This is a genomic window from Streptomyces sp. NBRC 110611 (assembly GCF_001590865.1).
Taxonomy (GTDB): Bacteria; Actinomycetota; Actinomycetes; order Streptomycetales; family Streptomycetaceae; genus Streptomyces.
Genome location: NZ_BBUY01000001.1, coordinates 794792 through 807697, shown reverse-complemented (window position 1 = coordinate 807697; position 12906 = coordinate 794792). Strand labels below are relative to the sequence as shown.

14 protein-coding genes are annotated in these 12906 nt (G+C 70.0%); 8 read left to right on the top strand and 6 right to left on the bottom strand.

Annotated elements, in window-relative coordinates; genetic code table 11:
* Positions 1–77 precede the first annotated feature (77 nt).
* On the bottom strand, positions 78–1307 hold the full coding sequence (locus AZE13_RS03540) for an NADP-dependent malic enzyme (RefSeq protein WP_066926642.1): 1230 nt from the start codon (positions 1305–1307) through the stop codon (positions 78–80).
* 555 nt (positions 1308–1862) lie between these two features.
* Between AZE13_RS03540 and AZE13_RS03535 the strand changes: the two genes are divergently transcribed.
* From AZE13_RS03535 to AZE13_RS03515, 5 genes are all read left to right on the top strand, one after another.
* On the top strand, positions 1863–2837 hold the full coding sequence (locus tag AZE13_RS03535) for an ABC transporter substrate-binding protein (RefSeq protein ID WP_066926640.1): 975 nt from the start codon (positions 1863–1865) through the stop codon (positions 2835–2837).
* A 75-nt stretch (positions 2838–2912) separates the two neighbouring features.
* Positions 2913–3857 (top strand): amino acid ABC transporter permease, encoded by a 945-nt coding sequence (locus AZE13_RS03530; protein WP_066926638.1) that lies wholly within the window; start codon positions 2913–2915, stop codon positions 3855–3857.
* Positions 3858–3958: 101 nt separating this feature from the next.
* Entirely contained in the window at positions 3959–4711 is a 753-nt protein-coding gene (locus AZE13_RS03525) for an amino acid ABC transporter ATP-binding protein (RefSeq protein ID WP_066927214.1), read from the top strand.
* Positions 4712–4806: 95 nt separating this feature from the next.
* Positions 4807–5121, top strand: a complete 315-nt coding sequence (locus AZE13_RS03520) for a hypothetical protein (protein WP_147264599.1) — start codon at positions 4807–4809, stop codon at positions 5119–5121.
* 212 nt (positions 5122–5333) lie between these two features.
* Positions 5334–5999: a CGNR zinc finger domain-containing protein gene (locus AZE13_RS03515; RefSeq protein ID WP_066926634.1), complete on the top strand. Its 666-nt coding sequence runs from the start codon at positions 5334–5336 to the stop codon at positions 5997–5999.
* Here the strand turns inward: AZE13_RS03515 and sodX are convergent.
* On the bottom strand, positions 5903–6364 hold the full coding sequence (gene sodX / locus AZE13_RS03510; RefSeq protein WP_066926632.1) for a nickel-type superoxide dismutase maturation protease: 462 nt from the start codon (positions 6362–6364) through the stop codon (positions 5903–5905). The genes AZE13_RS03515 and sodX overlap by 97 nt on opposite strands.
* A gap of 196 nt (positions 6365–6560) precedes the next feature.
* Here sodX and sodN point away from each other — a divergent pair, with 196 nt between their 5' ends.
* Positions 6561–6956 (top strand): superoxide dismutase, Ni, encoded by a 396-nt coding sequence (gene sodN / locus AZE13_RS03505; protein ID WP_066926630.1) that lies wholly within the window; start codon positions 6561–6563, stop codon positions 6954–6956.
* Between the two features lie 150 nt (positions 6957–7106).
* Here sodN and AZE13_RS03500 read toward each other — a convergent pair whose 3' ends face one another.
* The 3 genes from AZE13_RS03500 to AZE13_RS03490 all read right to left on the bottom strand — a co-directional run bounded on the left by AZE13_RS03500 (position 7107) and on the right by AZE13_RS03490 (position 9985).
* A complete protein-coding gene (locus tag AZE13_RS03500; RefSeq protein WP_066926627.1) occupies positions 7107–8330 on the bottom strand; it encodes a beta-ketoacyl-[acyl-carrier-protein] synthase family protein in 1224 nt (407 codons plus the stop codon).
* 154 nt (positions 8331–8484) lie between these two features.
* On the bottom strand, positions 8485–9705 hold the full coding sequence (locus AZE13_RS03495; protein ID WP_066926625.1) for an aminotransferase class I/II-fold pyridoxal phosphate-dependent enzyme: 1221 nt from the start codon (positions 9703–9705) through the stop codon (positions 8485–8487).
* Between the two features lie 13 nt (positions 9706–9718).
* A complete protein-coding gene (locus tag AZE13_RS03490; protein ID WP_066926623.1) occupies positions 9719–9985 on the bottom strand; it encodes an acyl carrier protein in 267 nt (88 codons plus the stop codon).
* 437 nt (positions 9986–10422) lie between these two features.
* On the opposite strand from AZE13_RS03490, the gene AZE13_RS03485 reads away from it, so the two are divergent.
* Positions 10423–10851 carry a DUF4440 domain-containing protein gene (locus AZE13_RS03485; RefSeq protein WP_066926621.1) on the top strand — a complete coding sequence of 143 codons (429 nt, stop codon included), beginning with the start codon at positions 10423–10425 and terminating at the stop codon, positions 10849–10851.
* A gap of 60 nt (positions 10852–10911) precedes the next feature.
* Here AZE13_RS03485 and AZE13_RS03480 read toward each other — a convergent pair whose 3' ends face one another.
* A complete protein-coding gene (locus AZE13_RS03480; RefSeq protein ID WP_066926619.1) occupies positions 10912–11871 on the bottom strand; it encodes a LysR family transcriptional regulator in 960 nt (319 codons plus the stop codon).
* Positions 11872–12090: 219 nt separating this feature from the next.
* Here AZE13_RS03480 and snpA point away from each other — a divergent pair, with 219 nt between their 5' ends.
* Entirely contained in the window at positions 12091–12756 is a 666-nt protein-coding gene (gene snpA, locus AZE13_RS03475; protein WP_066926616.1) for a snapalysin, read from the top strand.
* Positions 12757–12906 lie beyond the last annotated feature (150 nt).

Sequence of the window (12906 nt, the reverse complement as noted above, 5' to 3'; positions counted from 1 at the left end):
GCAACGACGGGCCGGCGGCATACGACAACGGCCCGGCGGCGGGCCCGGCGGCCGAACGGCGCGCCGGGCCCCGGTGGTCAGCGCCGCGCCACGCCCTCGGCGCGGGCGGCGGCCGCGACGGCGGCGGTGACGGCGGGCGCCACGCGCTCGTCGAACGGCGACGGGATGACCCGGTCGGCGCTGAGTTCCTCGGCGACGACGGCGGCGATCGCCTCGGCGGCGGCGAGCTTCATCCCCTCGGTGATCCGGGCGGCCCGGACCTGAAGGGCACCGGCAAAGATGCCGGGGAAGGCCAGCACGTTGTTGATCTGGTTCGGGTAGTCGCTGCGCCCGGTGGCGACCACGGCCGCGTACTTGTGCGCGACATCGGGGTGGATCTCCGGGGTGGGGTTGGCCATCGCGAAGACCAGCGAGTTCTTCGCCATCTTCGCCACCGCGTCCTCGGGCACCGTGCCGCCGGAGACGCCGATGAACACATCCGCGCCGTCCATCGCCTGCTCCAGCGAGCCGGTCAGCCCGGCCTTGTTGGTGAAGCCGGCCAGCTCCCGCTTGACGTCGGTGAGGTCGCCGCGGTCGGCGGAGACGACGCCCTTGCGGTCACAGACCGCGACGTCCCCGATGCCCGCCTCGATGAGGATCCTGGCGATCGCGACACCGGCCGCACCGGCGCCCGAGATGACCGCCCGCAGCTCGCCGAGCGACCGGTCGGTGAGCTTGGCGGCGTTGCGCAGCGCGGCCAGTGTGACGACGGCGGTGCCGTGCTGGTCGTCGTGGAAGACCGGGATGTCCAGGGCCTCCTGGAGGCGGCGCTCGATCTCGAAGCACCGGGGAGCCGAGATGTCCTCCAGGTTGACGCCGCCGAAGGACGGGGCGAGCCGGACGACGGTCTCCACGATCTCGTCGGTGTCGGTCGTGGAGAGCGCGATCGGCACCGCGTCCACCCCGCCGAACTGCTTGAAGAGGATGGCCTTGCCCTCCATCACGGGAAGGGAGGCCTCCGGGCCGATGTCGCCGAGGCCGAGCACCGCGGTGCCGTCCGTGACCACGGCGACGACCTGGGACTTCCAGGTGTAGTCGTGGACCAGTTCGGGCTGCTCGGCGATAGCGCTGCACACCTTGGCGACGCCTGGTGTGTACGCGAGGGACAGGTCGTCCTTGTCGCGGACCGGCACCGTGGCCTGAATGGCCATCTTGCCGCCGCGATGCAGCGCGAAGGCCGGATCGAAGGTGCTGTCGGGCGCCGTGCCCGGCCCTTCGCCCGCGCCCGTATTGCTGTCGCTGCGAGGATTGACGATCTCCGCTGCCACTTGTCTTACCCCTTTATTCGTAAATCTGCTGAGGGTGTCCACTCCCTGGTTGAGGGGTGGGCGGGCACCGCGTCCGCGCCCTGCCGGCGGATGGCCGCCCCGCAGGGGAGGTACGGACGCCGGGCGCGCCGCACACGCGCCCTGAGCCCCGGATGAGGGGTGTAACGAACCTTTCTACCGGACGGGCGCGGGCGCCGACGAGTCGGATTCATTACCCTCGAGTACAGGGATTCGACAATAGCCGCGAAATACGCGAAACCCTCAGAAGATCCGGCGTCCTGCCTCCTGACGCCCCCTGACCACGGTCCGGATTCCGAGACGGCCAAGGAGCGCGGCCCGCCCCAATTGCCCCGTCGAGCGACCGTCGCCCCTTGCCCCACAAGGGTTTCACCGCACCACTCTCGTCCGTTATCCGATTTTGACCTGTACGGCAGTCCGAATACCGGAGCCCGGATGGCAGGATTCCGTCACCCCACCCGGTCGCGACGCTCGAAGGTGTGTGCCCCGGCCCGTCAGTCACGTCTCGTCGTCTTCTCCATACGCAGGAGGATCATGATGACCGCAAGCACCACCCGTCTCCCGGCCCCCGGCCGGCCACGCCGAGCGCTGGCCGCCGCGGCCGCGGCCGTCGCCTCGCTGACGCTGCTGAGCGCCTGCGGCGACCAGACGGACGCGGCCATCGCCAAGCGTGAGGCGCTGAAGAACCGGAACACCGACGCCCCGCTGTTCGGCAAGCTGCCCAAGGCCGTCCAGGAGAAGGGCATGCTCCAGGTCGGCTCGGACATCACCTACAAGCCGGTGGAGTTCCGCTCCGACGGCACGATCATGGGCATCGACCCGGACCTCGCGGAGGCGATGAGCAAGGAGCTGGGCATCAAGCTCAACTTCAACAACGCCACCTTCGACACCCTCATGGGCGGTCTGAAGTCCAGGCGCTACGACATAGCCATGTCGGCGATGACCGACACCAAGGAGCGCCAGCAGGGCATCGACAGCAACACCGGCAAGAAGATCGGCCAGGGCGTCGACTTCATCGACTACCTCGACGTCGGCGTCTCGCTCTACACCCGCAAGGGAAAGACCAACGGCGTCGACGGCTGGGAGACGCTGTGCGGCAAGAAGATCGCGGTGCAGCGCGGCACGGTCTCGCACGACCTGGCCAAGGACAAGTCCACGGCCTGTGAGGAGAACGGCGAGCAGCCGATCTCCATCGAGGCCTTCGACAACGACTCCGAGGCCCAGACCCGGCTGCGTACCGGCGGCGCGGATGCCGTCTCCAGCGACTACCCGGTCGCGGCGTACGCGGTGCAGGTCTCCGGCAAGGGGAAGGACTTCGAGATGGTCGGCGGCGCCCCGCTCAAGGCGGCTCCGTACGGCATCGCGGTCCCCAAGGGCCAGGAGCAGCTGCGCGACGCGCTGAAGGCCGCCCTGGAACGCGTGATCCGGAACGGCTCGTACGCCAAGGTCCTGGAGAAGTGGGACATCAAGGACGCGGCGGTCGAGGAAGTGAAACTCAACGGCGGGAGCTGAGCCGCCCGTCAGCACCCCTTCAGCCACTCCACCGTCCCTTCGGCCACCCCCGCCGAACGCTGAAAGGCAACCTCCGTGTCAGTTGACGTCGACAAGTCGGCCCAGCCGCCGGCGGACGCTCCGCCGCCCCACCCCGAGCCCATCAAAGCCATCCCGGTCCGCCATTACGGGCGCTGGGTCGCGGCGGTCGTCGTCATCGGGCTGATCGCCCTGCTCGTCCGCGCCTTCGCCTCCGGGAACGTCAACTGGGGCGCCATTCCCCAGTACATGTTCAACGGGGACATCCTCAAGGGCCTGCGCAACACCCTGCTGATCACCGTACTCTCGATGATCATCGGCATTGTGTTGGGTGTGGTGCTGGCCGTGATGCGCCAGTCCAAGAACCCGGTGACGGCGTCCGTGTCGTGGTTCTACATCTGGTTCTTCCGCGGTACGCCGGTGTACGTCCAGCTGTTCCTGTGGTTCAACCTCGGCCTGGTCTTCGAGTACGTCGACATCATGCCGATCTACAAGGACGAGTGGTCGGACTTCATGACCCCGTTCATGAGCGCCCTTCTGGGTCTCGGTCTCAACGAGGCCGCGTACATGGCGGAGATCTGCCGGGCCGGCCTGAACTCCGTCGACGAGGGCCAGACCGAGGCGGCGCACGCGCTGGGCATGAGCCACGGCAAGACGCTGCGCCGGATCATCGTGCCGCAGGCGATGCGGGTGATCGTGCCGCCGACCGGCAACGAGGTCATCAACATGCTGAAGACCTCCTCGCTGGTGATCGCCGTCCAGTACTACGACCTGCTGCAGTCCGCCCAGAACGTCGGCCGGGACTCGGGCGTCGTGGTCGAGATGCTGATCCTCGCCGCCACCTGGTACCTGATCGCCACGACGGTCCTCAGCATCGGGCAGTACTACCTGGAGCGCTACTACGCCCGCGGCGCCAGCCGCCAGCTCCCGCCCACCCCGCTCCAGCGCGCCAGGGCGAAGCTGTCCGGCGGCTTCAACCGTTCCGCCGGAGGTGTCGGATGACCAGCAAGAAGACCACCAAGAGCACCAAGACCACCAAGAAGACCACCAGCGACAAGTCCGCCGGCACGACCGCCGGGGCGGCGGGCACCAGCGGCGGCCCGATGGTTCTGGCCGAGGGCGTGCACAAGTCCTACGGCGCGGCACACATCCTCAAGGGCATCGACCTGGAGGTCGCCCCCCGCGAGGTCTTCTGCCTGATCGGCCCGTCCGGCTCCGGCAAGTCGACGTTCCTGCGCTGCATCAACCACCTGGAGAAGGTCAACGCCGGCCGGCTGTCCGTCGACGGCGAACTGGTCGGCTACCGGGAGCACCACGGCAAGCTCTACGAGCTGCGCGACAGGGAGGTCGCCGCCCGCCGCCGGGACATCGGCATGGTCTTCCAGCGCTTCAACCTCTTCCCGCACATGACCGCGATCGAGAACGTCATGGAGGCGCCGGTCCAGGTCAAGGGCGAGGCCAAGGCCACCGCCCGGCAGCGCGCGGCCAGGCTCCTGGACCGCGTCGGCCTCGCCGACAAGGCCGGGAACTACCCCTCTCAGCTCTCCGGAGGCCAACAGCAGCGCGTCGCCATCGCCCGTGCGCTGGCGATGGAGCCCAAGCTGATGCTCTTCGACGAGCCGACCTCGGCCCTCGATCCGGAGCTGGTCGGTGACGTCCTCGACGTCATGAAGGACCTGGCGGCAGACGGCATGACGATGATCGTCGTCACCCATGAGATGGGCTTCGCCCGCGAGGTGGGCGACTCGCTGGTCTTCATGGACGACGGTGTGGTCGTCGAGTCCGGCCACCCGCGCGAGGTGCTCACCAATCCGCGGCACGAGCGCACGAAGTCGTTCCTGTCGAAGGTGCTGTAGGACGACTTCTGCCCTGGGGCGGGGCGTACCGGGATCCGCGCCGCCCCAGGGTGTACAACTCGACTCGGAGATCCACTCGAACCCGAGGAGCCGGTATGGCTATTCGTCGCGTCACTGTGGTGGCCGGTCTGGTGCTGGCCCTGGCCGGCATCGGGACATCTGCCGAGGCCGTGGAACACACCACCGTCAAGAAGAAGTTCCAGGGATACGGGGTGGCGCACGCCCACGCCAGATGTCCCGAAGGCATGCACGTCACGGGCGGCGGAGTCGCGACGAGCGCCAAACAGCACAACTGGGTGGCGGCCTCCCGCCCCAGTGACGACGACCTCGCCTGGTACGGCCGCATCGCGGCACCGGCCGACCCCCACGCGAAGGTGCGCGGAACGGTGTACGCGCTGTGCGAAACCTGACGGGTCGCCCTCTGCGCGGCTGAGGCCTGCGGCCCGCGGCCTCCGGGTGCCCACCGGGCATCGTCCGGGACCGTTCCTCGGGATCACGGGGACGTAATACCCTCGTAGTGAGAATACCCATTACTACGAGCACGTACCCGCGCACTGGGGCCTGTCCGATGGGCCCACGCGGACCCATCGGACAGGCTCTGGCCCCGCCGTAAGGACTACAAGTGGAACTGGCCTACTACTCGGACTATGCCGTGCGACTGGTCAACACCGAGCGGCCCGACCGCGGCGAGGACGGCCTCACCTCGGTCGAGGCCGTGCGGGAACTCTTCGGCCCGATGCAGCAGGCCGCCCGGCGGGCGGGCGACAGCGACGTCACCCGCCTGCGCGGGGTCCGGGCCCGGCTCCGCGCGGTCTTCGAGGCGGCGGCGGCCGGCGACGAAGTACGGGCCGTCGACCTGCTCAACGCGCTGATGATGGAGTTCCCGGTCAGCCCGCAGATCTCCGGCCATGAGCTTCGGGACGATGGGGGCACCTCCCGCTCGAGCGAAGCCGAGAGTGGGGGAGGCCGGCCCAAGTGGCATATGCACATCGCCGACCACGCCGCCAGCGCCACGGCCGCCTTCGCCGCCACCGCCTCCATGGGCCTGGCCTTCCACCTCACCGAACTGGGCGTGGACCGCCTGGGGATCTGTGAGGCCGCGCCGTGCCGCAACGTCTACCTGGACACGTCCACCAACCGCTCGCGCCGCTACTGCTCCGACCGCTGCGCCACCCGCGCCAACGTCGCCGCCTACCGCGCCCGCAAGCGCCTGGAGAGCGAGCGCTCGGCCCGTACCGGGCGGACCGCCGACACCGCCCAGGAGAGCACTCCGGCGACCGACCGCTGAATCCCCCGGGGCGGCCGGATCCGCACCCAGGCGCGGGCGACGACCAGTTCGTCGGGGACCACCCCGAATTCCCGGCTGTCGTTCTCGACGAACGGGTTGTCGCCCTGGACCCACCAGCCGCCGTCGCGCCGCCGCACGGCCCGCTTGACGATCAGCAGGTCCTGCCGGAACGGGTGCTTCAGCACCACCACGTCCCCGGGCCGCACCGCCGCCCCGTACTGCACCACCAGCTGGTCACCGGGCAGCAGCGTCGGCACCATTGACGGGTTGTACACCTCGGCCAGCCCGAACGCCCGCAGCGGCCCGCCCCGCGTCCGCCCCGCATCCGCCCCCCGGCCACGCTCACGCACCCGCTCCGGCTGCATCCCATACCTCCCGTACCACCCGGTCCGTCCCTGTATCGCCCGGTCCGGACCAGGTCGGACCTGCTCACCGGTCCATCCTCCCTCGGTCCCGGTAGGACACCGGACTTTTGCCCTAAGCCTCCGGGCCACCCGAGAAAAGCCTTCCCGCACCGAGTAATCTCGCACCTGAGAAGACGATCACGAGGAAGGACTGAACATGCTTTCCCGCCTGTTCGCCCCCAAGGTCAAGGTCAGCGCCCACTGCGACCTGCCCTGCGGGGTCTACGACCCGGCCCAGGCCCGGATCGAGGCCGAGTCGGTCAAGGCCGTCCAGGAGAAGTACCAGGCCAACGACGACGCGGACTTCCGCACCCGCGCGATCCTCATCAAGGAGCAGCGCGCCGAGCTGGCCAAGCACCACGTCTCGGTGCTGTGGAGCGACTACTTCAAGCCGCCGCACTTCGAGAAGTACCCGGAGCTGCACCAGCTGATCAACGACACCCTCAAGGCCCTCAGCGCCGCCAAGGGTTCGAACGACCCGGCGACCGGCCAGAAGGCGCTGGACTACATCGCCCAGATCGACAAGATCTTCTGGGCGACCAAGCAGGCCTGACCGCGCATCGCGCCGCTCGCCCCGCGATGTCCCCGATCGCCAGGGGTGCCGTCCGCACCCGGTCCGCCGGCCGCCGACTACGGTGGCCGGCCCGGACCGGGTGCGGATTGCTGTGTGCCGTCACATGACGGCGCGCCTGTTGTTCCGCTGTTACTCCGCTGTGAAGACCAGGACGGTGTTCTGCCCGCCGAAGCCGAAGGAGTTGCTGATGGCGGCGCCGAACGCGGCCGCCCGGGGCGCCTGGGTGACGATGTCCAGTTCGCAGTCGGGGTCCTGGCGGAGGAGGTTGGCGGTGGGCGGGATGAGCTGGTGCTGCTGGGTGAGGACGGTCAGGGCCGCCTCGATGGCACCGGCCGCGCCGAGCGCGTGACCCAGAATGCTCTTGGGGGCGGTGACGGGGGGCGGCTCCGGCCCGAAGACCCGTTGCAGGGCACGGGCCTCGGCCACGTCGCCGGTGGGGGTCGAGGTGCCGTGGGCGTTGATGTGCCCGATGTCGCCCGGTGCGAGGCCGGCTCCCTCCAGCGCGGTACGCAGGGCGTGTTCGACGCCGATGCCCTCGGGGTGCGGGGCGACCGGATGGTAGGCGTCGCTGGTGCAGGCGTGCCCGCACAGCCGTGCCCGCTGGCCGGCGCCCCGGCGCAGGGCGTGCTGCGGGCGTTCGAGGACGAGCACCGCGGCGCCCTCCGAGAGGACGAAGCCGTCCCGGTCCACGTCGAACGGCCGGGATGCGAGGTGCGGAGCGTCGGTGCGCTGGGAGAGGGCGTGCATCTGGTGGAAGCCGGTCACGGTCATCCGGGAGCGGCCGGATTCGGCACCGCCGGCGAGCGCGATGTCGCAGGCACCGGAGGTGACCAGGTCGGCGGCGACCGCCAGGGCGGTGGCGCCGGAGGCACACGCGCTGGCCACGGTGAAGTTCGGGCCGCGGGCGTCCAGGGCGATCGCGACCTCGGCGGCGGCCATGTTCGGCACGCTCCGCGGCAGCGCGAGCGGAGAGACCAGCTCCGGGCGGCCCTGGTTCAGGACGTCGAACTCATGGAAGTACGAATGCAGGCTGTTGCTGCCGACGCCGAGCACGACCGCCACCCGAGGGGCGTTCCAGGCGGACGGGTCGAGTTTGGCGTCCCGGACCGCCTGGTGGGCGGCGGCGAGCGCGAGCTGGGTGAAGCGGTCCAGGCGTCGCGCCAGCCGCCGGCCGTGCAGGGCGTCGGCGTCGAAGTGGTCGATCCGGCAGGAGATGTCCACGGGGAGCCCCGCCAGGTCCGGGTCCGTACGCACCGTGCTCCGACCCCCGCACACCGCGGCCCAGGTGGATTCCGTGGTGAGTCCGGCCGGGGTGATCATCCCGATGCCGGTGACAGCGGCCTCGCAGCGCATGTCGGTCTCCTTCGTAGGGTGTGGCGACGTGGCGGCGGAGCGAGCCGGCTCCGCTTCCCCCCGGAGGCCGCGCCGGCACGTACCACCGGAGGGGCCGACGGCTCGCGCGGGGTCGCCCGGATCGCGGGTGAGGCCCGGTGGAGCTGACGTGCGCTCAGTTGGCGGCGGCGTGGGACGGGGAGGAACCGCCGGACTCCGCCGCACCGGGCCGGGGCGGCAGGTGCCGTCCGACGGCCTCCAGGATCCGGTCCACCTGGTCCGCCGTGTGCATGGCCGTGACCGAGATGCGGAGCGCGACCTGGTCCCCCGCCACGCTGGGGGGCAGGAACGCCCCGGTGAAGACCCCCGCTTCGAGCAGCGCGCGCCATGCCTTCAGGCCTTGTTCGGGCTCCCCCGCCGGAAGCGAGATCGACGGGCCCGGCCAGTCCGGGATGCGGTGCCCTTGCTGCGCCAGGCCGCGGTGCAGCCGCCGGGCCGATTCCCAGAGCGCGGCGCGGAGTTCGGGCCGGGCGCGCGCCGTCCGTACGGCCACCAGCGCGGCGGCTGCCGACGGCGGTGCCATCGACGCCGAGTACATCGCGGCGTCACCGTAGTGGCGCAGGTTGCGGATGGCCTTCTCCGAGCCCGCGACGAACCCGCCGACCGAGCCGAACGCCTTGCAGAGGGTGCCGGTGACGAGGTCGATCGACTCTTCGGCATCGAAGTGCTCACCGACGCCCCGCCCGTTGGTCCCGACCACGCCGATGTCGTGCGCGCCGTCGACGATCAGGGCGCCGCCGTAGCGCTGAGTGAGTGCGGCGAGCTCCGGAACCGGGCAGAGGTCTCCGCCCAGTGAGAACGCGCCCTCGGTGAGGATCACGGGGATCTTGCCCTTGCCGGTGGCGGCCCGCATGAGCCGTTCGGCGTGGGAGACGTCGTTGTGCCCGAACCGGCGGTGCTCGGCCCGTCCGAGGCGGGTGGTCTCCAGGAGGGAGGCGTGGATGTGCTGGTCCGCGATCACCATGTGGCCGCTGCCGAACAGCGCGGACAGCGTCAGGTTGGCCTGGAATCCCGTCATGGTCAGCATGACCGCGGGGCGGCGGAGGAAGTCGGCCAGTTCGTCCTCCAGCTCGTGGTGGACTCCCATGGTGCCCAGCATCGGCGATCCGGTGCACGAGGTGCCGAACTCGGCGGCCGCGCGCGAGGCCGCGGAGCGGACCCCGGAGTCGGCCGAGAGTCCGAGGTAGTCCGTCGAGGCCGCGTTGACCGCGCGTACGCCCTGGACGACGACCTCCGCCGGCGTCGGCCGGTCCTCGATCACGAGGTAGTAGGGGTAGATGTCGCGACGGGTCACGAAGTAGTCGAGGATGGGGACATCAGCGATCCAGCCAGTCATCGGCGGTGCCTGCCTAATCCGAGGCCGTGGCCGTGGGCTCACGGCGCTGAGAGGCGGCTTCCTCGGCCGGGAGGAAGTGCGTCGCGATCTCTTCGAGGGTGCTGTCGAGGTCCACGGCGGCCTCGTCGAACTGCAGCCCCGTCTTCTCCGTGATCATCACTGCTAGTTCCGACAAGGACAACGAGTCCAATTCGAGGTCCCGGGCCGTGGCCTGGGGACGGACCAAGTCGGCTTCTATCCCGAACTCCTGGACCAACAGCCGAGCCAGTGTCTCGTACATTAAGGAACACCCTTCTCGTACTGGCGATTTCCCTGCGGCCCGGACCACGAACTCCGGAACTTCTGCCTGTGGAGTGTGTCACCGCAGCCCGTGCGCCGCGCGTAGCGGCTGAGACTCAGCCGGCACGTCGCCTTCTGGCGAATCCCGCCGAATCTCCGCCGAATTGCCGCTGAAATTCGCTGAATTCCGCGCCAGAGAGTGCAGCGATCGCGCACGCTGACAATGCCTGTCCGCGACCGGTCCGGCCGGCCGCCTGAGACCGATCCTGCACCCGGGGGACGGAGGCTGCCCGCCCGACCAGCCGAACGGGTTACGGAACCTCTGGCTACTCAAGTTTGACTAATGCCGTCGCAGGGCATACCCTCCTCCGTCGTAGTCAAACTTGATCAGCGCAGGGTCGGAGGCCTCGGGGCCGACGGCCTTGGAGAGGAGCCTGCGTGACCTTTCTCCCCGATGCCGGGTATGTGCCGACCGACGAGGACCGCGCGAGCCTGGACGCCTGGTTCGCGGAGTACGACGCCCGGAGCGCGCGGCGTGACATCGAGCGCATGGCGGATATGGCGGTCTTCCCCCTCAACCTCGTCAGCGACGACGCGGCCGGCAACGGCCGTTCGGCGCAGTGGGACCGCGAGCAGTTCGTCGCGACGATGACCCACGTGATGGGCGACGGGAGCGAGGACATCACCTTCGAGTCCACCCGGACGCCCGTCTTCCTCTCGCCCGCCATGGCCGTGGTCTTCTCGGACTCGGTCATGACGGCCGAGGGCCGGACGCAGCGGCTGCGCTACGCCGACATCCTGGTCAGGCGGGACGGGGCATGGGCGTTCCAGACCATGATCCAGGGCGGCTGGGGCGACAACCTGTAGCGGCCGCAGGCCGTTCGGGCCGGCCAGGCCACCCGGTACCGACCGGGCGGCCTGGCCGGATCACGTGGGAACCGGCAGCGGGGGGTCGTGGCGGATGAGCCACTCGCGGTAGGCGTCGCTCGCCCAGGCGATCTCCATGTAGGAGGCCGTCAGGTCGGCGAAGAGATCCTCGGGGGAGGCGGCCAGGGCGCCGTCCTGACGGCAGGCCATGAAGAGGCGTACGGCGAGCGGGTCGCCGTACAGCGGGCGGATGGCCATGCCGGGCCGGGAACGGGCGGTCGGCTGGCAGGGGGTGACCACCTCACCGGCCGTGACCAGGTCGACGGTGGTGAGGTAGTCGCCGTGCACCACCCGCGGGTCGACACCGGCCGCGGTCCAGATGCGGCGCAGGCCGGCCCACTCGCCGTCCACCGTCGGATCGACCATCCAGTGGTCCTCGGCGAGGTCCGCGACCCGGACGACCTCCTGCGCGGCCGCCGGGTGGGTGTCCGCCAGGGCGATGAACTGCGGCTCCCTGGCGATGAGTTCATGCTCGACGAGACCATCGGGGACGCGGAGCGGCGAGCCCTCGACCTCGTGCACGAACGCGACGTCGAGCTGACCCGACGCGACCATGTGCAGCAGCGCGTTGGCGGACACATCGGTCCGTATCGTGGTGTCCGTCTCCGGCAGCCGCACCCGCAGCCGGCGCAGCCAGCCCGCCACCGCGGGGCTGTTGGTACTGCCGATGCGGAGCCGGGCGCCCTGTTCACGGTACGAGGCCGAAGCGATCTCGTCCACCAGCGCCTGCATCTCGGCCACTATCGGCCTGGCCCGGCACAGCAGGGAATGCCCCAGCGGAGTGGGCCGGGTGCCGGTCGGTTCGCGGAAGAAGAGCTGGCCGCCCAGGGCCTTTTCGATACGGCGGAGCTGGGTCGTCAGAGACGGCTGGGTCATGCCGAGCTGCCGCGCCGCCTTGCGTACGCTGCCGGAGTCCGCGATGGCGCACAGCGCGCGAAGATGCCTTACCTCAAGCTCCACGTCCGGAGCATAACGACGACGGTGCCCCTCACACCAGACTCTCAAACCGGCCGTAACTTGCCTTTTTCCCCGGGGTATTGGCTCGCACTATCGCTACTTGGCATCTCCGTCTTCCGGGTGAATTCCCTCCACACTCAACGGCACCAAGAAATCCGCAGGGCCCCGGTCGCCGCCCCACACGGCGACCGTACGGCCCTCGGAAATTAAGGAGCCCCCCACATGAGATCTCCCAAGACGGCGCTGTCGGCGGCGCTCGGTCTGGGCCTCGCCGCCGCGCTCACCGCAGCGGCGCCGGTTTCGGCCGCTTCCCCCTCGCCCGCCAACTCCGGCCACAGCACCCCCGCTTCGATCGCCGCGTACAACGGTTCGGCGGCCGAGAAGGCGGACACCAAGGCCTTCTTCGAGGCCGTGGTGAAGTCGGCCCGGGCCAAGCTGAAGGCGAACCCCGGCGCGGCCTCGGTCACCGTGACCTACGACGCCAGCGCGGCCCCGACGTTCAAGAGCCAGATAGCCGAGAGCGCGTCGATCTGGAACAGCGCCGTGAAGAACGTACAGCTGCAGGAAGGCAGCGGCGGCGACTTCCAGTACCGCGAGGGCGACGACCCGCGCGGTTCGTACGCCAGCACCGACGGCCACGGCAAGGGCTTCGTCTTCCTGGACTACAAGCAGAACCAGGAGTACAACTCGACCCGCGTGACCGCGCACGAGACCGGCCATGTGCTGGGCCTGCCGGACCACTACGAGGGTCCGTGCAGCGAGCTGATGTCCGGCGGCGGCCCCGGCCCGTCCTGCCAGAACACCCAGCCGGACGAGAACGAGCGCGGCCAGGTGGAGCAGCTCTGGGCCAACGGCCTCAAGGGCATCCGCACCGGCGCCACGTCCTGACGGGCGTCACAGCGCCCGCACCGTGAAGCGGCTGCCCGCTTCATGAGTCCGGCGGTGGCCCGCGGTCCGGACCGGGCCGACGGTGCGCGGTCCGCGACCGGCCTGGGGCTGACGGGCGCCGGAACCTGACGGCCGGCCCCCGTATCCCCA

What these genes read in the sequence shown, in the direction of transcription:
- AZE13_RS03535 (WP_066926640.1), top strand. Translation starts at nt 1,863, where the DNA reads ATGACCGCAAGCACCACCCGTCTCCCGGCCCCCGGCCGGCCACGCCGA.
- AZE13_RS03525 (WP_066927214.1), top strand. Translation starts at nt 3,959, where the DNA reads ATGGTTCTGGCCGAGGGCGTGCACAAGTCCTACGGCGCGGCACACATC.
- AZE13_RS03520 (WP_147264599.1), top strand. Translation starts at nt 4,807, where the DNA reads ATGGCTATTCGTCGCGTCACTGTGGTGGCCGGTCTGGTGCTGGCCCTG.
- sodX (WP_066926632.1), bottom strand. Translation starts at nt 6,364, where the DNA reads ATGCAGCCGGAGCGGGTGCGTGAGCGTGGCCGGGGGGCGGATGCGGGG.
- sodN (WP_066926630.1), top strand. Translation starts at nt 6,561, where the DNA reads ATGCTTTCCCGCCTGTTCGCCCCCAAGGTCAAGGTCAGCGCCCACTGC.
- AZE13_RS03500 (WP_066926627.1), bottom strand. Translation starts at nt 8,330, where the DNA reads ATGCGCTGCGAGGCCGCTGTCACCGGCATCGGGATGATCACCCCGGCC.
- AZE13_RS03495 (WP_066926625.1), bottom strand. Translation starts at nt 9,705, where the DNA reads ATGACTGGCTGGATCGCTGATGTCCCCATCCTCGACTACTTCGTGACC.
- AZE13_RS03490 (WP_066926623.1), bottom strand. Translation starts at nt 9,985, where the DNA reads ATGTACGAGACACTGGCTCGGCTGTTGGTCCAGGAGTTCGGGATAGAA.
- snpA (WP_066926616.1), top strand. Translation starts at nt 12,091, where the DNA reads ATGAGATCTCCCAAGACGGCGCTGTCGGCGGCGCTCGGTCTGGGCCTC.